The sequence below is a fragment of the Methylobacterium sp. 001424705 genome (assembly GCF_059816145.1).
The window spans coordinates 164,654-185,449 of the sequence record NZ_JCBANU010000004.1 but is presented as its reverse complement, the minus strand read 5'-3'; the positions used below and the strand labels follow the sequence as shown (position 1 = coordinate 185,449).

The window sequence follows — 20,796 nt, the reverse complement described above, 5'->3', positions numbered from 1 at the left end:
CTTTGACCCGGGACCTCGATTTCGGGCACAGCAGGCCGCATGCCGCATCCTCCACCCAGACTGACCCTCGTGCTCGGCGGCGCGCGCTCCGGCAAGAGCGCCCATGCCGAGGGGCTGATCGAGGCGCAGCCTCGGCCCTGGCTCTACCTCGCCACCGCCCAGGCCTGGGACGACGAGATGCGCGAGCGCATCGCGCTCCACCGCGCCCGCCGCCCGGACGGCTGGATCACGCAGGACGTGCCGCTCGCCCTGCCCGAGGCGGTCGCCGCCGCGACCGGGCCGGTGCTGGTCGATTGCCTCACCCTCTGGCTCACCAACCTGATCCTGGCGGAGGCCGACGTGGACGCCGCCACCGCCGCGCTGCTCGCGGCCTGCGCGGCGGCCCCCGGCCTGGTTGTCCTGGTGGGCAACGAGGTCGGCCTCGGGATCGTGCCGGACAACGCGCTGGCCCGCCGTTTCCGCGATGCGGCGGGGCGCCTGCACCAGCGCCTCGCGGCCCAGGCGGACCGCGTCGTCCTCACGGTGGCGGGCCTGCCCCTGATCGTGAAACCCCAACCCGGAGCCACCCCATGACCGACGCCGACCGCCATCGCGAAAAGATGGAGAAGCGCAAGGCCGTCCAGGATGCCGAGGTGGCGGAGAAGACGATCGAGAAGGGGCTCCTCATCGTCAACACCGGGCCGGGGAAGGGCAAGACCACGGCGGCCCTCGGGCTGATGCTGCGGGCGCTGGGCCACGGCTGGCGCGTCGGCGTGGTGCAGTTTATCAAGGGTGCCTGGGACACCGGCGAGAAGCACGCCCTCACGGCCTTCGGCGACCGGATCGACTGGCACACCCTCGGCGAGGGCTTCACCTGGGAAACCCAGGACAAGGCCCGCGACATCGCCGCCGCCGAGCACGCCTGGGCCAAGGCCCTCGACCTCATGGCCGATCCGACGATCCGCCTCGTGGTGCTGGACGAGCTCAACATCGCCCTGCGCTACGACTACTTGGATCTCGAGGCCGTGGTGGCGGCCTTCCGGGCGCGCCGACCGGACCTCCACGTCGTGGTCACCGGCCGCAACGCCAAGCCGGCCCTGATCGAGGCCGCCGACCTCGTCACCGAGATGGCGGTCGTGAAGCATCACTTCGCCGCCGGGGTGAAGGCGCAGGTGGGCATCGAATTCTGATGCGCTTCGTCCTCGGCCCGGTCGGGCTCCTTGTCCTGTCGGGCATCCATCCGGCCTGCGCTGAAACCGCGCCGGCCTGGCCGGCCAGCTATCTCGGCCGCGTCGAGGCCCTGGCGGTGGTGGAGGGCCTGAACGCCCGGCTGCTCGCCAGCCGCTCCGCCACCGCGACCCTCGAAGGCTGGTGCGCCGAGCACGGCATGGCCGCGACGCCCCTGCTCGCGGCGAATCTGCAGCGCGGCGCGGACAAGCCCGCCTCGGAGGAGACGCGCCGGCGCCTGAATGCCGGCTCCGACACCGTCCTCCGCTACCGTCAGGTGCGGCTCGCCTGCGGCGACCACGTCCTGTCGGAGGCGGACAACTGGTACGTGCCCGAGCGCCTGACCCCGGAGATGAACCGCCTGCTCGAGACCACCGACACGCCGTTCGGCCGGGCGGTCCAGGCCCTCGGCACGACGCGGCAGACCATCGGGGCGGAACTCCTGTGGCAGCCCCTGCCGCAAGGGTGGGAGCAGGCGCCGCCCCCGGCGTCGACCTGCGGCGACCTCGCGATTCCCGACCATCTGTTCCGGCACCGGGCCGTGCTGTTCACGGCGGAGCGCGTGCCGTTCTCGGAGGTGGTCGAAACCTACGGGGCCGCCATCCTGGCCTTTCGTCGCGCCGCGCGGCCCGCCGATCCGGCCTGCGCCGCATCCCCGTCGGACGGGCCGCAGCCATGACCCGCGCCCTCATGATCCAGGGCACCGGCTCGGATGTCGGCAAGTCGCTGATCGTGGCCGGGCTGTGCCGGGTCTTCGCGCGGCGCGGGCTCGCCGTGCGGCCCTTCAAGCCGCAGAACATGTCGAACAATGCCGCCGTCACCGCCGATGGCGGCGAGATCGGGCGGGCCCAGGCGTTGCAGGCGCGGGCGGCGGGGGTGGCGCTCTCGGTGCACATGAACCCGGTGCTGCTGAAGCCCCAGAGCGAGACCGGCAGCCAGGTCGTGGTCCAGGGCCGCATGGTCGGCACCGCCAGGGCGCGGGACTATCAGGCCTGGAAGCCGCGTCTCCTCGCCTCCGTGCTGGAGAGCTTCTCGTACCTGAAGGCGCAAGCCGACCTCGTGGTGGTGGAGGGGGCGGGCTCGGCGTCCGAGGTCAACCTGCGGGCCGGCGACATCGCGAATATGGGATTCGCCCGCGCCACCGGCACGCCGGTGATCCTGCTCGGCGACATCGACCGGGGCGGCGTCATCGCCAGCCTCGTGGGCACCAAGGCGGTGATCGACCCGGAGGACGCCGCGATGATCCGGGGCTTCCTCGTCAACCGCTTCCGCGGCGATCCCAGCCTGTTCGCCGACGGCATGGCCACCATCGCGCAGGCGACCGGCTGGCCGAGCTTCGGGCTGATCCCGCACTTTCCCGACGCGGCGCGCCTGCCGGCGGAGGACGCCCTCGGCCTCGCGGGCTCGGACACCGGATCGGCCCGGCGCAGGGTCGTTGCCGTGCCGGTGCTGCCGCGCATCGCCAATTTCGACGACCTCGACCCGCTTCGGGCCGAGCCCGACGTGGCGGTGGTGCTGGTGCGCCCGGGCGAGCCGATCCCGGTGGCCGACCTCGTGCTCCTGCCGGGCTCGAAGACCACCATCGACGACCTCGACGCCTTTCGCGCGGAGGGCTGGGACATCGACCTGCGCGCCCATGTCCGGCGCGGCGGGCGGGTGCTCGGGCTTTGCGGCGGCTACCAGATGCTCGGCCGGCGCATCGACGACCCGCACGGCATCGAGGGTGCGCCCCGCTCCGTGCCGGGTCTCGGGCTCCTCGACGTCGAGACCGTGATGACGCCGGTGAAGCATCTGGCCGCCGTGACCGGCACGAGCCAGCCGGACGGCGTGCCGTTCTCGGGCTACGAGATGCATGTGGGCGACACCACCGGGCCGGACACCGCGCGTCCGGCAATCCGGCTCGCGGACGGGCGCCTCGACGGCGCGGTCTCGGCCGACGGCCGCGTCACCGGCACCTACGTGCACGGCCTGTTCGCCGACGACCGCCAGCGGGGCGCCTGGCTCGGCCGCCTGGGGGCGGCTCCGAGCGGGCTGGCCTACGAGGCCGGCATCGAGGCGGTACTCGACCGGCTCGCGGATCATTGCGAGGGGCATGTCGCCTGCGACGCGCTGCTCGCCCTGGCCTCGTAGCGTCCCGACGGTTTTAGGCTTGGCGCCGGAACGCCTGCCTCACGACGGGTGCGGCGAGGAAGCCTCCATGATCCCGTCCCCGCCCCGGATCGACCCCTGCCTCGGCCTCGGCGCGAGCCTGATGTTCGTCGTGCTCTCGGCGCTCCGCCGCGACGCCGCGCGCCGGGGCGCGGCGGAAGCCGGCCCGAGCCTCAGGGGGGCGTAGGCGCGCCCCTCTCCGGGATCGGCACCGCGTAGGCGTGCGGCGCCCCGTTCCGAAGGCTGTCGAACAGGACGAGGACCCGGCCCGATCCGAGCGGGACCACGGCCTCGGCCTTGCCGTCGATGACCTTGCCCTTCTGGTTCTCGCCGCGGACCGGCGCGAGGGTGGCGACGGGGGTCAGGGCGCCGGAGGGCAGGTCGACGAGGGACAGCCGAAAGGGAACGGGCAGGCCGTTGCGGGACGAGCCCGTGAGCACCAGCATCCGTCCGTCGGGCAGGATCGTGAGGTCGCGGACGCCCGCATCGGGTCCGGCCTCCAGGGGGATCGTGCCGATTTCGGCCGACAGGGCGGCGTTTCCATCCGCGAACAGCGCCTCGACCGGTACGGAGACGAGGAAGGCCTTGCCCGCGAGGCTCGGTGCCCGCAGGCCCGCGTAGAGGCGCCCGCCCACGACCGCGAGCCCTTCGACGTTCAGGCCGTTCGGCTGCGGCGTGCCCTCCGGCGGCAAGGCGTTCCAATCGAATTCCAGGTCGCGCAGCACGGAGTCGCGTACGGGCGCGGAGGCCATCAGGGCGTCGAACAGGCGGTAGGTGCTCACCGTCTCCGCGGCGGCGGTGCCGTCGGCGTTCGGCCGCAGGCGCGTGAGGATCATCGACGACAGTTTGTACTTGCGCTTGCCCCGGGTGCAGCCGTGCGACCCGGTGACGTAGAAGAAGGGCTCGGCATAGGCCACGGCCTCGCCGTCGAGCTGATCGAACCTGCCCGGACCGCCGCTGCATCGGGACTGCGCGGGGGGCGTGCCCCGGATGGCCGGCGAGGGCGCCGTGCCGAGGTCGTAGGCGGTGGCGCCGGGCGTCAGCGTGGTCCCGGCGAGGCGGGCGAACTGCGCGCCGCGGTTCTCGTCGTTGACCACGACACAGAGGCGGCTGCCGTCCGCGTCGGTCGGGCGGCAGGCCATGCCGCTGAGGTCGTAGGCCCCGTCGCCCTTCGTCTCGCCGTCGAAATCGCGGGTGACGGTGTAGGGCGTCGGCAGGCCCTCGGCGGTGCGGCCGGGGGTCGGAGCGGCGAGGCCGAGGGCGGCCAGCGCCAGGGCTCCCCGTCGCCCGAGGCGTGTCGTCTTCGACCGGATCATGCGAGGGCGACCTTGAGGAGGACCAGGAGGAGGAGGGCGAGCCCGAACAGGAATCCGCACGCCGTGCGGTAGAGCGCAAGCGCCCGTTCCACGTCGGCCGGGGTCGCCTCCGTGCGCCCGTCGCCCATCCAGCCATCCGCGACGCGGGTGGTGCCGTAGGTTCGGGGGCCGGCGAGCGCCAAGCCGAGAGCCCCCGCCATGGCGGCCTCCGGCCAGCCGGCATTGGGCGAGCGGTGGCGGCCGGCATCCCGCCGCACCGCCCGCCAGGCTTGGCCGGGCGAAGCGCCGGCATGGACGGCCGCGGCCGCGACGAGGAGCAGGGCGGTCAGCCGCGAGGCCGGAAGGTTCACGAGATCGTCGAGGCGGGCGGCGGCCCAGCCGTAGGCCTCGTGGCGCGGGGTGCGGTGGCCGATCATGCTGTCGGCGGTGTTGATCGCCTTGTAGAGCGCGCCGCCGGGCAGGCCGCCGACCCCGATCCAGAAGGCCGGCGCCACGATGCCGTCGGAGAAGTTCTCGGAGAGGCTCTCGATGGCCGCCCGGCAGATGCCGGCCTCGTCCAGGGTCTCGGGATCGCGCCCGACGATCATCGACACCGCGCGGCGTCCGCCCGCGAGGCCCTCGCACCGCAGATCGGCCGCCACGCGGGCGACGTGGCTGTGCAGACTGCGCTGGGCCGGCAGGCTCGCCGCCAGCAGGGCGAGGACGAGGAGCGCGGGCAGGAGGCCGGCGGCGCCGGCCAGGGCGGTGAGGGCCAGGGCGAGGCTGCCGACGACCCCCAGAAGCACGAGGAGCCCGGCCACGCCCGCGAGCCGGCGGCGAACCGGCGCCCCCCGGTTCCAGTGGCGGTCGAGGGTCGCGATCAGCGCGCCGATCCAGGTGACAGGATGGCCGAGCGCCCTGTAGAGCCGGTCCGGATAGCCGGCTGTCGCCTCGACGGCGAGGGCGAGCACTAGGACGATGAGCGTATCGGGCGGATGGGTGAGGGCGGTCCAGGACATGCGGTCTCGGTGATGGCGCGCGGCCCGGGGATGGGTGACGGAATCGCCCATGGCGGCGATCTCGATGCCGCTCGACGCCTCTTCCCGCAAGCGCTCGAGCCCTGGCTGGATCTCTCCACGGGGATCAATCCGGTGCCCTATCCGTGTCTGGCCCTCGACGCCAGCGCCTTCCGGCGCCTGCCTTCGGCCGCCGACCTCGGCGCCCTGCGCGCGGCCGCCGCCGACGCCTACGGGGTGGCCGATCTGGACCGGATCGTCGCCGCGCCCGGAACCCAGATCCTGATCGAGACCCTGCCGCGCCTCGTGACACGCGCCCGCGTTGCCGTGGTGGGGCCCACCTATGCCGAGCACGCCGCCGCCTGGGCCCGGGCCGGCCACGCCGTCGTGACCGTACCGGGGCTCGGGGCGGCCCGGGACACGGACGTGGTCGTCGTCGTGAACCCCAACAATCCGGACGGACGGACCTGGGAGGCCGGAACGCTGCGGGCGCTCGCCAACGACCTGGCGGGCCGCGGGGGCCTGCTCGTCGTCGACGAGGCCTTCGCCGACCTGGAGCCGATCGAGACCCTGGGGCCCTCCCTCGGCCCGGGCCTCGTGGTCCTGCGCTCTTTCGGAAAGACCTATGGTCTCGCCGGCATCCGGCTCGGCTTCGCCCTCGGCGAACCGGGCCTCGCCGCCGCCCTCGCGGAGGCGCTCGGGCCCTGGGCGGTCTCGGGCCCGGCGCTGGCCATCGGGCGCGCCGCCCTGTCCGACGCGCCCTGGCGGCGGGAGGCCGCCATCGCCCGGGCCGCGGATGCCGCGCGCCTCGACCGGATGATCCTGCGGGCCGGCGGGACGCCCATCGGCGGCACTTGCCTGTTCCGCACCGCCGACTTTCCCGACGCGCCCGGCCTGTTCGACCGCCTCGGCGCGGCCGGGATCTATGTCCGGCGCTTCGCCGGGACCCCCGCGCGCCTACGCTTCGGCTTGCCGCCGGACAAGGCGGCCTGGTGCCGGCTGTCGCGGATCCTCCGGTAAGGGACGATCAGGCGCCCCTCGGCTCCAGCACGTTCACGAGGAAGCCCGCGCCCGCCAGGAGGATGCCGACGGCGCAGACGCCGGACCAGCCGGCCATGAGGAAGGCCTGGGAACCGGCGAAGGCCCCGAACGCCCCGAATACGAACATCACCGTGAACAGCACGGTGTTGATCCGCCCGCGGGCGCTCGGAACGAGGGCGTAGACCCGGGTCTGGTTGGCGATGAGGGCGGCGTTGAGGCCGATGTCGATCAGGAGGACCCCGAGGCCCACCGCGATCAGGGACCAGGCGCCGCCCGCCCACAGCACCGCGAAGGCCGCGACCACGAAGAGGGCGCCAGCCACCACCATCGGGCGCGGGCCGCGCCGGTCCGTGAAGCGGCCCGAGAGCGGGGCCACGAAGGCGCCCGCGACGCCGATGACGCCGAACATCCCCGCCCCGGCCGCCGTCAGGTTGAAGGGCGGCGCCTCGACCAGCAGGGCCAGGGTCGCCCAGAAGGCGTTGAAGCTGGCGAAGAGCAGCCCCTGCGACAGGCTCGACCGGCGCAGCACCGGCTGGCTGCGCACGAGGTGGAGGATCGACAGCATCAGGGCGCGGTAGCGCAGGGGCCGGGTCTGCGGAATCTTCGGCAGCGTGGCGGCGGCGATGCCGGTCATCCCCAGCGCCACGACCGCCGCGGCGAAGAACACCGCCCGCCAGCCGTACTGCGCGCCCACGAGGCCGCTGGCCGTGCGCGCCAGCAGGATGCCGGTGAGGAGGCCGGTCATCACCTGGCCCACCACGCTGCCGCGGGTGGCGTCCGGCGCCAGCTCGGCGGCGAAGGGCACCGCCTGCTGCGCCGCCGAGGCGAGGATGCCGATGACGAGGCTGGACAGGGCCAGGCAGGCGAGGTTCGGGCTCAGCGCCGCGGCCAGGAGCGCCACGGCGAGGCCGAGGGTCTGGCCGATGATCAGGCTCCGGCGGGACAGGCTGTCCCCCAGCGGCACCAGGCCGAGGATGCCGAGCCCATAGCCGACGAGGGAGGCGGTCGGGACCCAGAGGGCGGCACGCTCGCCGAACTCCCCGACGAGGAGCCCGAGGAGGGGCTGGTTGTAGTAGATGTTGGCGACGGCCCCGCCCGCGATCAGGGTCAGCCCGAGCCGGGCCCGCGGCGTGAACCCGTGGCGTCCGCCCGTATCGGCCTGCGCTCCGCCGCTCATGCGGGGCGGCCCCCGGCGACTCCGCGCGCGGACAGGCAGGGGGGCGGACAGGCTTGGAGGGTCATGCGCGGGATCTCGGGGGGGCGGCGGAGCCGGGGCCGCGATGGGATCCGGGCGCCGACGGGGGCATCCGCTGCCCGGTTAGGCCTGCGCACTGGCTTCGGCAACCCGGAACGGTCGGACGAGGGATGGGAATCGGTCTTCGTCGCCCCTGATCGTCCGGCCCGACCTGGACCCTACTCTTTCGCGCACCGAGGCTTTGTCTTGCCGCCACCCGCTCGGCCACGTCGTCGCGGGGTATGTGCGCGGAATTTCAGTCGTCCCATATACCGTATGTTATGGGCGACCTGTGTTGCGGCTTTCCTTCCTGCACCCTGCACTTGGAATTCTGCGCAACTTGCGCTCTGATTGAAATCGGCCCCGGTGAGTCGCGGCGTTCGCGGAGGTCAAGTCGGCGCTCCTGCAAGGCCGCGCTCATCGTCCAGGGAGTTTCGAATGGCGACCTACCGCGTCAACTTTGCCAAGCAGATCCTGGGTGTGCCGTTCACGGTCGGCTCGGTGGACATCACCCGCGCCCGGGATCCGATGCGCGCGCTGCGCGCCGCCGAACTGCGCTTCGCCCGCCAGCACGGGGTCGTGGATTGGCGCGAGCGGGCGGACCAGGCGGAGATCGCCCCGGCTTCCGGCCAGGATTAGGGCCGCGCCCCCGCCCTGCGCGTCTTTACGGCCACGGTCTCTGGTCCTGCGCGTGGAGCCGCCCTAAGGTAGCGGCCAAGCCGGGACCCCACGACGCGCGGGGCCGCCGGTGCGCCCAGGTCGGGCGTCAGTGAGGGGGCAGGCGGCGTGCCATGGCGGCGATCTCTTTCTTCGGCGATCTGCTCCAGACCATCAGCGACCGGGGCCGGGATCTCATCGGCATCGGGCGGGGTGACCTGGCGGCCCGTGCCACCGCCCAGGAACTGGTCAAGCTCTGCGAGGATCTGATCTCCCGGCGCGGCGAGGCCTCCGGGGTGGCCCTGGCCCGGCTGATCCTCGAACGCTACGCCACCCTGGCCCGGCCCGAGCGTACCGGTTTCCTGCGCCTCGTCGCCACCGAGTTCGCCGCCGACCATGCCGCCGTGGACGAGGCGATCGCGGCCTACCGGGCCGATCCGACCCGGGCGGCCCTGGGCGCTCTCCACGATGCGGCCGAGCCGCGGAGCCAGGAACTCATCCGCCGCCTGAACCTCGCCAAGGACGGGACCCGCGCCCTGGTGCGGATGCGCGAGGACCTGTTCGGGCTGCGCCGCGAGCTCCGTCAGGAGGAGGCCGACCCCGACCTCATCGACGCCGCCGACAGCCTCGACAGCGATTTCGAGCACCTGTTCGCCTCGTGGTTCAACCGCGGCTTCCTGGTCCTGCGCCACATCGACTGGACGACCCCGGCCCACATCCTCGAGAAGATCATCCGCTACGAGGCGGTGCACGAGATCACCGGGTGGGACGACTTGCGCCGGCGGATCGAGCCGACGGATCGGCGCTGCTTCGCGTTCTTCCATCCAGCCCTGGTCGACGAGCCGCTGATCTTCGTCGAGGTCGCGCTCACCGCCGGCATCGCCCCCGCCATCGCGCCGATCCTGGCCCATGAGCGCGAACCCCTGCCGCTGAAGGCCGCCACCACGGCGATCTTCTACTCGATCTCGAACTGCCAGAAGGGGCTGGCCGGCGTCACCTTCGGCAACTTCCTGATCAAGCAGGTGGTCGAGGACCTCGCCCGGGAGATCCCGAGCCTGAAGACCTTCGTCACCCTCTCGCCGGTCCCGGGCTTCTCCGCCTGGCTCGACCGCGAGCGCCGCTCCGACGCGCCGCAGGGGCTGACCCGCGACGACGTCGAGGCCCTGCGCATCATCGATGAACCGGACTGGCAGACCGACAAAGCCAAGTGCGAGGCCGTGCGCAAGGCGATGATCCCGGCGGCGGCCGCCTATTTCCTGCGCGCCAAGAACGAGCGCGGGCGGCCCCTCGACCCCGTCGCCCGGTTCCATCTCGGCAACGGCGCCCGGCTGGAGCGGCTGAACTTCCTCGGTGACGTCTCCCCCAAGGGGCTCGCCCAATCGCGCGGCCTGATGGTCAACTATCTCTACGACCTCTCGGCCATCGAGAAGAACCACGAGACCTATGCCAATCTCGGCACTGTCGCCGCCTCCAGCGCGGTGAGCCGCGAGCTCCGGAGCAACCTGCCGCCGATGCGGGCGGTGGCCCTGGCCGAGGCCTGAGCCGTCCACCCACGCCGCCCTCGGGCGACATCGCATTTCCCGCCACCTCGATGGAGCGAACCGAAGATCGTAGGAAACCGACGATCGACAGCGTATCCGTCCCCGTCATGTCCGAAACGCCGATGACCAATCACCTCTTCGACCTCGTTCGCCAGAGCCTGCCGGCCGATCCCGCCGCCAAGCTGTTCCTGGAGACCGGCGAGGGCGCCCGCTACTCCTACGCGGACCTCATCGTGCGCTCGGGCGCCTACGCCGCGGCCCTGGCGGCCGCCGGGGTGAAGCCCGGGGACCGGGTGGCGGTGCAGGCCGAGAAGAGCCCGGAATTCCTGTTCCTGTATCTCGGCGCGGTTCGGGCCGGGGCGGTGTTCCTGCCCCTGAACACCGCCTACACCCCCACCGAGATCGCCTACTTCCTGGGCGACGCCGAGCCAGCCCTGTTCGTCTGCGATCCGGCCAAGCACGAGGCCCTCGCGCCCGTGGCGCGGGATGCCGGCGTGCCGGTGGTGCACACCCTCGACGCGCGGGGCCACGGCACCCTGGCCGAGGCCGCCGATGCCGAGACGGAAGCCTTCTCCGACGTGGCGCGCGGCCCGGACGACCTCGCGGCCATCCTGTACACCTCGGGCACCACGGGGCGCTCCAAGGGCGCCATGCTGAGCCACGAGAACCTCGCCTCGAACGCCCGCACCCTCGTCCAGGCCTGGCGCTTCACGGCGGAGGACGTGCTGCTCCACGCGCTGCCGGTATTCCACACCCACGGCCTGTTCGTCGCCACCAACACGGTGCTGGCCAGCGGCGGAACGATGCTGTTCCTGGGGCGGTTCGATCCGACCCAGGTCCTCGCCCTGCTCCCGCGCGCCACCGCCATGATGGGCGTGCCGACCTTCTACACCCGCCTGCTGAAGGAGGCCGGCCTGACGCCGGACGCCACCGCCGGAATCCGTCTGTTCGTGTCGGGGTCGGCGCCGCTGCTGGCCGAGACGCACCGCGACTGGCAGGCCCGCACGGGCCACGCCATCCTCGAGCGCTACGGCATGACCGAGACCAACATGAACACCTCGAACCCCTACGCGGGCGCGCGGGTGGCGGGCACCGTCGGCCCGGCCCTGCCGGGCGTGGCCGTGCGGGTGGTCGACCCGGAGACCGGGGCGGTCCTGGCGGCCGATGCCGTCGGCATGATCGAGGTGAAGGGTCCGAACGTCTTCCAGGGCTACTGGCGGATGCCGGAGAAGACGGCGGCCGAGTTCAAGGCCGACGGCTTCTTCATCACCGGCGACCTCGGCAAGATCGACCCGGACGGCTACGTCCACATCGTCGGGCGCGGCAAGGACCTCATCATCACGGGGGGCTACAACGTCTACCCGAAGGAGATCGAGAACGAGATCGACGCCCTCCCGGGCGTGGTCGAATCCGCGGTGATCGGCCTGCCCCATGCCGATTTCGGCGAGGGCGTCACGGCGGTGGTGGTCGGCCGGGCCGACGTGCCAGACGAGGCCGCGATCCTGCGCACGCTCGAAGGCCGGCTCGCCCGCTACAAGTGCCCCAAGCGCGTCCTCTTCGTCGAGGAATTGCCGCGCAACACCATGGGCAAGGTCCAGAAGAACCTGCTGCGGGACGCCCATGCGGGCCTCTACGCGCCCGGCGGCGCCTGAGGCGGCACCGCCGGCGGGCCCCAGCGCGGGACGGCCTTCGCTGGGTCCGTCCGCTACGCCGCCCGGACGGTGCCGAGGAAGTTCTGGACCTCGGCGCTGAGGTGCTCCGACTGACGCGACAATTCCCCGGCGGCCCCGAGCACCTGGGCGGCGGCGGCGCCGGTCTCCTCGGCCGCCTGGGCGACGCCCGTGATGGTGCTGGTGACGTCCGTGGTCCCCACCGAGGCCTGGGCCACGTTGCGGACGATCTCCTGCGTCGCGGCGCTCTGCTGTTCCACCGCCGCCGCGATCGCCGTCGCCACCGTGTTGATGTCGCGGATGCGCGTCGTGATCGAGCCGATCGCCGTGACCGCGTGGCCCGTGGCGCCCTGAATATGCCCGATCTGGCTTCCGATTTCGTCGGTGGCCCGGGCGGTCTGGTTGGCGAGTTCCTTCACTTCCGCCGCCACCACGGCGAAGCCGCGTCCTGCCTCCCCGGCGCGGGCCGCCTCGATGGTGGCGTTGAGGGCCAGCAGATTGGTCTGGCCGGCGATCGTCGAGATCAGGCTCACCACGTCGCCGATCCGGGACACGGCGGCGCTCAGCTCCTGGACCAGGGCCGAGGTGGTGTCGGCCTCGGTCACGGCCGACTGCGCCATCTGGGAGGAGTTCGAGACCTGGCGGCCGATCTCCTGCACAGAGTTGCCGAGTTCCTCGGCGGCCGCCGCCACGGTGCTCACGTTGACGGAGGCTTCCTCGGCGGCCGTCGCCACGGTGATGGATTGCGATGCGGTCTCGCGGGCGGTGGTGGTCAGGGTCCCCGCCGTCGCCTGCAGTTCGGTCGACGACGCGGAGACCATGCCGATGATGCCGCCCACGGCACCCTCGAAGCTGTCCGCGAGTTCGATCATCGTTGCGCGGCGTGCGGCCACTGCGGCCTCGTCGGCAATGCGGCGGATCTGCGCTTCCTCGGCACTCTTCCGGGCGACCATCGCCTTGATGCCGTCCACCGCCTTGCCGACGGCGCCGATCTCGTCGCCGCGCCGGGCCTCCGGAATGTCTGCATCGATCTCGCCCTGGGCCATGCGGTTCAGGATCACGACCAGACGGCCCAGCGGCCGGGTGATTCCGAAGACCACGATGGTGCCGCACAGGAGGGCAGCCAGAACGAGACCGATGGCGGTGACGGTGATCAGCCGTTCGATCGCGATCGACATGTCCGCTTCGAGCGCCTGCTTGCCGGCCTTCATCTCCTCGGCGACCCGCTGCGCACGCTGCTCCACCAGCCTGTTCAGATTGAGCCGGGCGGGTTGCGCATCGTGCTGGACGATCTGGGCTGCGACTGCGTTCTCATTCCGGAGCCCGTGCTCGATGGACCGCGCCAGGACTGCGAAATAGGCCTCAGCCAAGCTTCGCAGATCCTTACCGATTTTGCGGCGTTCCGGCGTTTCGGCCAGTGCGATCAGCGTATCGATGACCTCAAGCGCCCCGGCCGTGGCTGACGCATACTGCGCCTTGTATTGCGCCATCGGGACTTCTTCGGTTTCCAGGATGATGTTCCGGGTCAACAGGGCCGCTTCCGCGATCTTCAGCTGCGCCTTGAGGTAAGCTTCCTGCCGCGCGCTGAGAACTTCGATCACTTGCCGCGACTGGTCGGCGATGTTGTTCAGCGACGCGCGGGCGTAGAGGACGAGCCCGATGCTGAGGGCGCCCAGGGCGAACAGGGGAAGGGCGATCTTTGCCAGGACGCTGGCTTGATTGACGAAACGCACGTGCTTGGCTCCGCGGGTTGAAAAGCCATCGAATATGAGAGCTTCCGTGATGCGGGAGACTGGTATTGTTTGGTTAAAATACCATTTATGAGCTTCTAATATTTAAGGAAAATAATAGAGATGCGCGGTATAGCAATCATTGATCTAGAAATGTTGTCTTTCAAGGTTTTGTTCGATTGGTTGTGCTAGATCTGAGGCGTGCCTGCGTCCGGTCGAGATGTCTTTAAGGTTCAAGGCGGTGTGCTGACGCGGTCGGGGAAGCGCACCGCTTGTTTCGGTCATGTCCGCCGTCGCTTTATCTGCGCCGAGATTGGGCCGTGAGACGATCAACTTGCGAAATCGGGCGCGATGCGGAAGCCCGAGGAGGCGTGGCCGGAGCCGGAACGGTCAAGCCTGCGTCACGTTGATCCCGGGCGCCGAGACGACGCGGCGCCGAAGCACCGTCCATCCCGTTCCGGTCCTGCCATGCCATCTCCCTTCCGCCGCAGTCCCGTACCCGATGGTGAGGCGGCGAATTCCATCCTGTGGACGCTGCTGCTCGGGACTGCGCTGATCGCGCTCGCCGCCGCACCCCGGCGCGCGACCCGGACGCGTCCCGCCGCCGAGTCCGCCCCGCCCTCCACGGAGCCGGGCGCCCGCTCCCACGAGGGAGCGGCGGCGGCCTACGTCGCGGCGACGCAGGTCGCGCGCGGGCGCGCCGCGGGCTCGCCCACCGAGATCACCGCCTCGGGCTGGAAGGACATCCTCTACCGGGTCTATCTCGAGTTCAATCAGGACCGGGTCCTGTCGGTGGCGGCGGGCGTGACCTTCTACTCGCTGCTCTCGCTGTTCCCCGCCATCGCCGCGCTCGTCTCCTGCTACGGCCTCGTGGCGGATGTCGGCTCGATCAACGAGCATCTCGCGAGCATGCAGGGCGTGCTGCCCTCCGGCGCCATCGAGATCATCGGCGACCAGGTCAAGCGCATCGCCGCCAAGGGCAACGGCACCCTCGGCCTGACCTTCTTTACCAGCCTTCTGCTCTCCCTCTGGAGCGCCAATGCCGCCATGAAGGCGATGTTCGACGCCCTGAACGTGGTCTACGAGGAGGAGGAGAAGCGCTCCTTCATCATGCTGAACCTGCGCTCGCTCACCTTCACCATCGGGGCGCTGGTCTTCACCATCCTGGCCCTCACGGGCATCGTCGTGTTGCCGGTGGTGTTCACGTTCGTGGGCCTGAGCGACACCGCCTGGCTCGTCGCCCTGCTGCGTTGGCCCGCGCTCCTGGTCGTCCTCCTCGGAGGCCTGTCCCTGCTTTATCGCTACGGTCCGAGCCGCCAGCGGCCGCGCTGGCGCTGGGTCGGGGTCGGCGGCGCGGTGGCGGGCCTGCTGTGGCTCCTCGCGTCGATCCTGTTCTCCTGGTACGTCTCCAGCTTCGGCAACTACAACGAGACCTACGGCTCCCTCGGCGCCGCGATCGGCTTCATGACCTGGATCTGGATCTCCACGACGATCGTCCTTCTGGGTGGCGAGATCAACGCCGAGATGGAGCACCAGACCGCGCGCGACACCACCACCGGCCCCGAGCGGCCCATGGGCGCCCGCCGGGCGCGCATGGCCGACACCCTCGGCGCCGTCGCCTGAGGGCGGCCTCCCCACGGGGGCGTCGGGGGCCTATCTAAGTGGCATCGTCCCCGCCTCTGAGGAGCACAGGCCCGATGTCTTCGCCTCCCACGTCCTCTTCCCCCACGTCCTCTTCCTCCATGTCTTCGGCCACCGCGGACGAGATCCAGACCCGCAGCGAGGCCGAATGGCGCGAGATCCTCACGCCGGACCAGTATCGCGTGCTGCGCGAGCACGGCACCGAGCGGGCCGGGACCAGCTGCCTCAACGCCGAGAAGCGTCCGGGCGTGTTCCACTGCGCCGGCTGCGACGCCCCGCTCTTCGTCACCGGTACCAAGTTCGAGAGCGGGACCGGCTGGCCGAGCTTCTTCGATCCCCTCGACGACGCGGTGGAGACGACCGTCGACCGCAGCCACTGGATGACCCGCACCGAGGTGCATTGTGCCCACTGCAAGGGCCATCTCGGCCACGTCTTCGATGACGGTCCGCCGCCCACCGGACTGCGCTACTGCATGAACGGCCTCTCCCTGCGCTTCGAGCCGGAGGCCTGACGGGCATCGGCACGAGGGACGGATCGGGTTTCGATGGGGACGGATCGACGGATGAGGGGGAGCGACGGCGGGGATGGTCTTGATTTCGCCGTCGTTTTGCTTAGTCCGGAACGAGAATTATTAACCGATCTGCCCCGGCTACGCGGGGAATGAACGCAGATCATATCCTATGTCATTGTTCCACGTGGAGGGCCGCCGGGCTCGGCGCGGGGAACTACCTGAAAGCCGGTCTGTCCACCTCGCGTCGCGGGAGGTCGGCGGCCCTGACGTCAGTGTCCGCCCGGATCTCTATCGCCGGGTCGACCGACATCGCGGAGAATGTCGATGAGCCTCGTACGCCGGTTTCTCGTGGCCCCCGCCCTGGTCCGCCTCATCCGCAAGGAGCGCGGAGGCTCCCGGATCACAGAGGGCTACTTCGCCCCCCAGGCCGGCCGCGTCTCCTACGTCCGGGTCGACGGGCAGGCCTGCCACCTCGTCCTGGTGACCACCGCACCGGACGGAACGTCCAGCGAAGAGCGCACCGATGTGCCGCGCGCGCACGGCGATGCGCTGATGGATGTCTGCTCGGGCAAGGCCGCCTATGACCGCACGGCGCTCGCCCTCGGCGGCGGCCGCGAGGCGCTGATCGACCGCTACGTGGCGCCCGGCGAGTTCGACCTCGTGAGCGTGTCCTTCGACGGCGCCGACGAGGGCCAGGGTTTCCCGGTGCCGGCCTGGTTCGGTCCCGAGGTCACCGGCGATCCGAGCTACGACCGGCACGCGGTGGCCCTGCAGGGCGTGCCGCATCCCGGCGAGATCGGCCTGTCCAATGCCGCCCTCGACGCCGTTCTCGACCTGATCGAGCCGCGCTTCGGCTTCGGCCGCTACGGCGCCCCGAAGGCCAATGCCGGTGACGGCGACGGGATGATGAAGGCGCTGCGCCGGGTCGCGGGCGGAAGCGCGGCGGCGGCACCGGTCGCCGCCGAGGCCGCACCCGCGCCCGCTCCTCCGGCCGAGGAGCCTGCTCCGGTCGAGGCGCAGGCGGCCGCGGTCCCCGAGGCGGGGGATGCGCACGCACAGCCGGAGCCCGCGAGCGAGCCTGCCGCCGAGGGCGCGCCAGCCATCGACTCCCGCATCGACGACGTGATCGAGAGCCTGTCGCAGGCGCTCGGCAACCCGCAGCCGAAGGGCGCCGCGCGCGGCGAGGACGACATCGCCGCCGAGTTCGAGCGCTGGACCGTTCGTCCCCGTCGCACGCAGCAGACCTGAGCGACCGTCGCCGGACAGGGCGGTTCGCCCCGCCCTCCGGGTGATCCGGGCCGGAACGGGCGCCGGCGCGGTCCGATGGGCGCGAGCGGCCAGCGACGCGTGGGGCGAGGCCTGTCCCACCCGGCCGGCCCTCGCGCGAGCGCCGGCAGGCACCCGTGCCGAAGATCCGCATCCGCGCCGAGAGCCGAAACTGGCGATCTCCCGGCGCCAGTCTGCCTGCCCGCCGCCGGGACTTTTTCCCGCGAAGGGCATGTAAGCGCTCGTGGTTTGTCATTGCAGCCCACCGCCCGCGATTGAGCGACGCGAATAAACTGGCTAGCGTCGGGATTAACAATCAGTGGGTTGCGCAGAGCGCAGCGGGAGGGATCATGGCCCAGGCGACGACGTACGGAACGGCACCGGCCGCGGTCCCACGTCCGGTCAAGGAGCCCTGGTACAAGGTGCTCTACATCCAGGTGCTGATCGCGATCGCCCTCGGCGTGCTCCTCGGCTGGCTGCAGCCCGAATGGGGCAAGTCGGTCAAGTGGCTCGGGGATGCCTTCATCGCCCTGATCAAGATGATGATCGCGCCGATCATCTTCTGTACCATCGTGCACGGCATCGCCTCGATCGGCGACCTGAAGAAGGTCGGCCGCGTCGGGTTGAAGGCGCTCGTCTACTTCGAGGTGGTCTCCACCATCGCGCTGCTCATCGGCGTTCTCGTGGGCGAGGTCGTCAGGCCGGGTGCCGGCTTCAATGCCGACGTCACCAAGCTCGATGCCAAGGCCGTGGAGAAATACGCCAAGATGGCCGCCGACGATTCGGTGACCGGCCACATCATGGCGCTGATCCCGAAGAGCTTCTTCGACGCCTTCGCCACCGGCGACCTGCTGCAGGTGCTGCTGATCTCGATCCTCACCGGCGTCGTCGTCACCGGGATGGGCCAGCGCGGCGAGGCCATCACCCACGCCATCGACACGGCCGGGCAGATCTTCTTCCGCATCATCGGCCTGGTGGTGAAGCTCGCCCCCATCGGCGCCTTCGGCGCCATGGCCTTCACCATCGGCCAGTACGGCATCGGCAAGGTGATCGACCTCGCCTGGCTCGTCGGCACCTTCTACGTCACCGCCTTCCTGTTCGTGATCCTGGTGCTCGGCGGCATCGCCCGGGTCGCCGGATTCTCGATCTTCAAGTTTCTCGCCTACATCAAGGACGAGCTCCTGATCGTCCTCGGCACGTCGTCTTCCGAGACCGTGCTGCCGCACATGATGACGAAGATGCGCCGCCTCGGCGCGTCGGACTCGGTGGTGGGCCTCGTGATCCCGACGGGCTACTCGTTCAACCTCGACGGCACCAACATCTACATGACCCTGGCCTCGCTGTTCCTGGCCCAGGCCGTGGGGGCCGACCTGTCCTTCGGCCAGTACGCCACGATCATCCTGGTGGCGATGCTGACCTCCAAGGGCGCGTCCGGCGTCACCGGCGCGGGCTTCATCACCCTGGCGGCCACGCTCAGCGCCATCCCCAACAATCCCGTGCCGGTGGCGGCCATGACCCTGATCCTCGGCGTCGACAAGTTCATGTCGGAGTGCCGCGCCATCACGAACCTGATCGGCAACGGCGTCGCCACCGTGGTGGTCAGCCGCTGGGAGGGCGAGCTCGACACGGAGAAGCTGCGCCAAGTCATGGCGCACCCGGTCTCCATCGGCACCGACATCTCCGACCACGCACCCGAGATGGAGTCGAGCGCCACCGCCGCGGCGGCGTCCCCGATCCCGGCCGCGGCGCGCTGACGGGACCCGGACCTGTCCGAACCTCTGCGCATCGGCATTGATCTCGGCGGCACCAAGATCGCCGGGATCGCCCTCGCGTCCGATGGCACGACGCGGGCCGAGCAGCGGATCGCCACGCCGCGGGACGATTACGCCGCGACGCTGACGGCCATCGCCGGACTGGTCTGCGACCTGGAGGCGCGAGCGGGAGCCCCCGGCACGGTCGGCATCGGCATGCCCGGCGCGATCTCGCCGCGGACCGGACTCGTCAAGAACGCGAACTCGGTCTGGCTGAACGGCCGGCCCTTCGCGCAGGATCTCGAGCGAGGTCTCGCCCGCCCGGTGCGTCTCGAGAACGATGCCAACTGCCTCGCGGTCTCCGAGGCCGTGGACGGCGCCGGCGCCGGCCTGCCCGTCGTCTGGGCCATCATCCTGGGGACCGGCGTCGGCTCCGGGATCGCCCTTCGGGGCCGTGCCCTCTCGGGACGTGACCGGATCGCCGGCGAGTGGGGCCACAACCCGCTGCCATCCCCCCGCGACGACGAGCGTCCCGGCCCCGCCTGCTATTGCGGCCGGCACGGATGCCTCGAAACCTGGGTCTCCGGTCCGGCGCTGGCCGCCGACCACGCCCGCCGCACCGGTACGGCGACCCGGGGCGAGGGCGTGATCGCGGCCCTGCGGGCGGGCGACGCGGAGGCCCGGGCGACCGTCGACCGCTACCTGGATCGCCTCGGGCGCGGCATCGCCCACGGGGTCAACCTGATCGACCCGGACGTCATCGTCATCGGCGGCGGCCTCTCGCGGGTGCCGGAGATCCTCGCGGGCCTCCCCGAACGCGTGGCGCCGCACGTCTTCTCGGATGCGTTCGACACGCCGATCCGCCCGAGCCGGCACGGCGACGCCTCCGGTGTCCGCGGGGCGGCCTGGCTCTGGAACCGGCCCTGAGCGACCGCGCGATCGATCCCGATGGGTGCCCGAGGCGCTTGTCAGCGCGTTTGTTTTCACATAAAGATATCTTTATGTCTAACGCGGGACCTTCCTCGGCCACGGCCCTACCGTTTCCGGACGCCCTCGCCATCCTGCGGGCGGCGGCCGAGGAGACGCGCCTGCGCATCCTCGCACTCCTGGCCGCCGGAGAGCTCTCGGTTTCCGATCTGACCGACATTCTGGGCCAGTCGCAGCCGCGCATCTCGCGCCATCTCAAGCTGCTCGTGGAGGCGGGTCTGGTGGAGCGGCACCGCGAGGGGGCCTGGGCCTTCTTCCGCCTCGTGGAGGATCGGGCCGCCCTGGTCGAGCCGCTGGTGGCCGGGCTCGATGCCGCCCGGGCGCCGCTCTCGGAGGATTTCGCCCGCCTGGAGGCCGTGCGCACCCAGCGGGCCGAGGCCGCCCAGGCCTTCTTCGCCCGTCTCGCCCCCAAGTGGGACCATCTGCGCTCGCTGCACGTGCCGGAGGCCATCGTCGAGGCCGCGGTCCTGGACGTGCTCGGCGACCGGCCGATCCAGAACCTCGTCGATCTCGGCACCGGCACCGGGCGCATGCTCGGGCTCCTGGCGGGCCGCGCCGCCCGGGCGGTCGGGCTCGATTCCAACCACGCGATGCTCTCGGTGGCGCGGGCGAACCTGGAACGCCTCGGCCTGTCGCGGGTCGACCTGCGCCAGGGCGACATCCACGCGCCGCCCTTCGGGCGCGGCGGGTTCGACCTCGTCGTCGTCCATCAGGTGCTGCACTACCTCGACGATCCGACCCGGGCCCTGCGCGAGGCCGCGCGTCTCGTCGCCCCCGGCGGGCGCCTGCTGGTGGTGGACTTCGCCCCCCACGACCTCGAGTTCCTGCGCGAGGCCCAGGCCCATCGCCGTCTCGGCTTCGCGCCCGAGCAGGTGACGGGCTGGCTCAACGATGCGGGCCTGCCCACCGTCACCACCCGGGACCTCGCCCCCACCAGCGAGGTCGAGGACCAGTTGACCGTGACCCTCTGGCTGGCCACCGATGCGGCCGAGAGGGCGGCCCCCGCGCCCGAGATGATCCCGGAGCGGGCCGTCGCCTGAGGGCGACGGCCCGTTTCCACCTGCACCCGAACCTGATCGACGACCGTCTGAACCGATCGAC

The 20,796-nt window shown here is 71.3% G+C and carries 19 protein-coding genes; 15 read left to right on the top strand and 4 right to left on the bottom strand.

Annotated features, from left to right (window positions below):
• The first annotated feature begins 39 nt into the window (after positions 1-39).
• The 5 genes from cobU to AC6EUL_RS05445 all read left to right on the top strand — a co-directional run bounded on the left by cobU (position 40) and on the right by AC6EUL_RS05445 (position 3,541).
• Complete coding sequence (gene cobU / locus AC6EUL_RS05465) at positions 40-573, top strand: bifunctional adenosylcobinamide kinase/adenosylcobinamide-phosphate guanylyltransferase (RefSeq protein WP_499869272.1); 534 nt, start codon at positions 40-42, stop codon at positions 571-573.
• On the top strand, positions 570-1,169 hold the full coding sequence (gene cobO, locus AC6EUL_RS05460; protein ID WP_056275327.1) for a cob(I)yrinic acid a,c-diamide adenosyltransferase: 600 nt from the start codon (positions 570-572) through the stop codon (positions 1,167-1,169). The genes cobU and cobO overlap by 4 nt, the downstream gene beginning before the upstream one ends.
• Entirely contained in the window at positions 1,169-1,885 is a 717-nt protein-coding gene (locus AC6EUL_RS05455; protein ID WP_499869270.1) for a hypothetical protein, read from the top strand. The genes cobO and AC6EUL_RS05455 overlap by 1 nt, the downstream gene beginning before the upstream one ends.
• Positions 1,882-3,336: a cobyric acid synthase gene (locus AC6EUL_RS05450; protein WP_499869268.1), complete on the top strand. Its 1,455-nt coding sequence runs from the start codon at positions 1,882-1,884 to the stop codon at positions 3,334-3,336. The genes AC6EUL_RS05455 and AC6EUL_RS05450 overlap by 4 nt, the downstream gene beginning before the upstream one ends.
• A gap of 67 nt (positions 3,337-3,403) precedes the next feature.
• The gene (locus tag AC6EUL_RS05445) at positions 3,404-3,541 is read left to right on the top strand and encodes a hypothetical protein (protein WP_156389707.1); all 138 of its coding nucleotides are present in this window, start codon (positions 3,404-3,406) and stop codon (positions 3,539-3,541) included.
• Here AC6EUL_RS05445 and AC6EUL_RS05440 read toward each other — a convergent pair.
• Both AC6EUL_RS05440 and cbiB read right to left on the bottom strand, forming a co-directional pair.
• Positions 3,528-4,670, bottom strand: coding sequence for a DUF3616 domain-containing protein (locus AC6EUL_RS05440; RefSeq protein ID WP_499869266.1), 1,143 nt, complete (start codon positions 4,668-4,670; stop codon positions 3,528-3,530). The genes AC6EUL_RS05445 and AC6EUL_RS05440 overlap by 14 nt on opposite strands.
• The gene (cbiB, locus tag AC6EUL_RS05435) at positions 4,667-5,668 is read right to left on the bottom strand and encodes an adenosylcobinamide-phosphate synthase CbiB (protein ID WP_056381583.1); all 1,002 of its coding nucleotides are present in this window, start codon (positions 5,666-5,668) and stop codon (positions 4,667-4,669) included. The genes AC6EUL_RS05440 and cbiB overlap by 4 nt, the downstream gene beginning before the upstream one ends.
• Positions 5,669-5,680: 12 nt before the next feature.
• Between cbiB and cobD the strand changes: the two genes are divergently transcribed.
• Positions 5,681-6,685, top strand: a complete 1,005-nt coding sequence (cobD, locus tag AC6EUL_RS05430) for a threonine-phosphate decarboxylase CobD (RefSeq protein ID WP_499869264.1) — start codon at positions 5,681-5,683, stop codon at positions 6,683-6,685.
• A gap of 7 nt (positions 6,686-6,692) precedes the next feature.
• Here the strand turns inward: cobD and AC6EUL_RS05425 are convergent, their stop codons facing one another.
• Positions 6,693-7,883: an MFS transporter gene (locus AC6EUL_RS05425; protein ID WP_499869262.1), complete on the bottom strand. Its 1,191-nt coding sequence runs from the start codon at positions 7,881-7,883 to the stop codon at positions 6,693-6,695.
• Positions 7,884-8,378: 495 nt separating this feature from the next.
• On the opposite strand from AC6EUL_RS05425, the gene AC6EUL_RS05420 reads away from it, so the two are divergent.
• The 3 genes from AC6EUL_RS05420 to AC6EUL_RS05410 all read left to right on the top strand — a co-directional run bounded on the left by AC6EUL_RS05420 (position 8,379) and on the right by AC6EUL_RS05410 (position 11,790).
• Entirely contained in the window at positions 8,379-8,579 is a 201-nt protein-coding gene (locus tag AC6EUL_RS05420) for a hypothetical protein (RefSeq protein ID WP_056214779.1), read from the top strand.
• Positions 8,580-8,731: 152 nt separating this feature from the next.
• On the top strand, positions 8,732-10,138 hold the full coding sequence (locus tag AC6EUL_RS05415) for a malonyl-CoA decarboxylase (RefSeq protein ID WP_056352535.1): 1,407 nt from the start codon (positions 8,732-8,734) through the stop codon (positions 10,136-10,138).
• A gap of 122 nt (positions 10,139-10,260) precedes the next feature.
• Positions 10,261-11,790: a malonate--CoA ligase gene (locus AC6EUL_RS05410; protein ID WP_244479536.1), complete on the top strand. Its 1,530-nt coding sequence runs from the start codon at positions 10,261-10,263 to the stop codon at positions 11,788-11,790.
• Positions 11,791-11,843: 53 nt separating this feature from the next.
• On the opposite strand, the gene AC6EUL_RS05405 is transcribed toward AC6EUL_RS05410, so the two are convergent.
• Positions 11,844-13,541, bottom strand: coding sequence for a methyl-accepting chemotaxis protein (locus AC6EUL_RS05405; protein WP_056214788.1), 1,698 nt, complete (start codon positions 13,539-13,541; stop codon positions 11,844-11,846).
• 465 nt (positions 13,542-14,006) lie between these two features.
• Between AC6EUL_RS05405 and AC6EUL_RS05400 the strand changes: the two genes are divergently transcribed.
• The 6 genes from AC6EUL_RS05400 to AC6EUL_RS05375 all read left to right on the top strand — a co-directional run bounded on the left by AC6EUL_RS05400 (position 14,007) and on the right by AC6EUL_RS05375 (position 20,735).
• Positions 14,007-15,161 (top strand): YihY/virulence factor BrkB family protein, encoded by a 1,155-nt coding sequence (locus AC6EUL_RS05400; protein WP_056275348.1) that lies wholly within the window; start codon positions 14,007-14,009, stop codon positions 15,159-15,161.
• A 119-nt stretch (positions 15,162-15,280) separates the two neighbouring features.
• Complete coding sequence (gene msrB, locus AC6EUL_RS05395) at positions 15,281-15,691, top strand: peptide-methionine (R)-S-oxide reductase MsrB (RefSeq protein ID WP_056214794.1); 411 nt, start codon at positions 15,281-15,283, stop codon at positions 15,689-15,691.
• Between the two features lie 324 nt (positions 15,692-16,015).
• Complete coding sequence (locus AC6EUL_RS05390) at positions 16,016-16,939, top strand: CYTH domain-containing protein (protein WP_056275692.1); 924 nt, start codon at positions 16,016-16,018, stop codon at positions 16,937-16,939.
• 368 nt (positions 16,940-17,307) lie between these two features.
• The gene (locus AC6EUL_RS05385) at positions 17,308-18,711 is read left to right on the top strand and encodes a dicarboxylate/amino acid:cation symporter (protein WP_056275354.1); all 1,404 of its coding nucleotides are present in this window, start codon (positions 17,308-17,310) and stop codon (positions 18,709-18,711) included.
• A gap of 24 nt (positions 18,712-18,735) precedes the next feature.
• A complete protein-coding gene (locus AC6EUL_RS05380; protein WP_499869312.1) occupies positions 18,736-19,635 on the top strand; it encodes an ROK family protein in 900 nt (299 codons plus the stop codon).
• A gap of 74 nt (positions 19,636-19,709) precedes the next feature.
• Complete coding sequence (locus AC6EUL_RS05375) at positions 19,710-20,735, top strand: ArsR/SmtB family transcription factor (protein WP_056275360.1); 1,026 nt, start codon at positions 19,710-19,712, stop codon at positions 20,733-20,735.
• The last annotated feature ends 61 nt before the right edge of the window (positions 20,736-20,796 follow it).

Coding starts and splice junctions, on each gene's coding strand:
- msrB (WP_056214794.1), top strand. CDS start 15,281: ATGTCTTCGGCCACCGCGGACGAGATCCAGACCCGCAGCGAGGCCGAA.
- cobD (WP_499869264.1), top strand. CDS start 5,681: ATGGCGCGCGGCCCGGGGATGGGTGACGGAATCGCCCATGGCGGCGAT.
- AC6EUL_RS05400 (WP_056275348.1), top strand. CDS start 14,007: ATGCCATCTCCCTTCCGCCGCAGTCCCGTACCCGATGGTGAGGCGGCG.
- AC6EUL_RS05455 (WP_499869270.1), top strand. CDS start 1,169: ATGCGCTTCGTCCTCGGCCCGGTCGGGCTCCTTGTCCTGTCGGGCATC.
- AC6EUL_RS05425 (WP_499869262.1), bottom strand. CDS start 7,883: ATGAGCGGCGGAGCGCAGGCCGATACGGGCGGACGCCACGGGTTCACG.
- AC6EUL_RS05440 (WP_499869266.1), bottom strand. CDS start 4,670: ATGATCCGGTCGAAGACGACACGCCTCGGGCGACGGGGAGCCCTGGCG.
- AC6EUL_RS05420 (WP_056214779.1), top strand. CDS start 8,379: ATGGCGACCTACCGCGTCAACTTTGCCAAGCAGATCCTGGGTGTGCCG.
- AC6EUL_RS05410 (WP_244479536.1), top strand. CDS start 10,261: ATGACCAATCACCTCTTCGACCTCGTTCGCCAGAGCCTGCCGGCCGAT.
- AC6EUL_RS05415 (WP_056352535.1), top strand. CDS start 8,732: ATGGCGGCGATCTCTTTCTTCGGCGATCTGCTCCAGACCATCAGCGAC.
- AC6EUL_RS05390 (WP_056275692.1), top strand. CDS start 16,016: ATGAGCCTCGTACGCCGGTTTCTCGTGGCCCCCGCCCTGGTCCGCCTC.
- AC6EUL_RS05450 (WP_499869268.1), top strand. CDS start 1,882: ATGACCCGCGCCCTCATGATCCAGGGCACCGGCTCGGATGTCGGCAAG.
- cobO (WP_056275327.1), top strand. CDS start 570: ATGACCGACGCCGACCGCCATCGCGAAAAGATGGAGAAGCGCAAGGCC.
- AC6EUL_RS05375 (WP_056275360.1), top strand. CDS start 19,710: ATGTCTAACGCGGGACCTTCCTCGGCCACGGCCCTACCGTTTCCGGAC.
- cbiB (WP_056381583.1), bottom strand. CDS start 5,668: ATGTCCTGGACCGCCCTCACCCATCCGCCCGATACGCTCATCGTCCTA.
- cobU (WP_499869272.1), top strand. CDS start 40: ATGCCGCATCCTCCACCCAGACTGACCCTCGTGCTCGGCGGCGCGCGC.
- AC6EUL_RS05445 (WP_156389707.1), top strand. CDS start 3,404: ATGATCCCGTCCCCGCCCCGGATCGACCCCTGCCTCGGCCTCGGCGCG.
- AC6EUL_RS05385 (WP_056275354.1), top strand. CDS start 17,308: ATGGCCCAGGCGACGACGTACGGAACGGCACCGGCCGCGGTCCCACGT.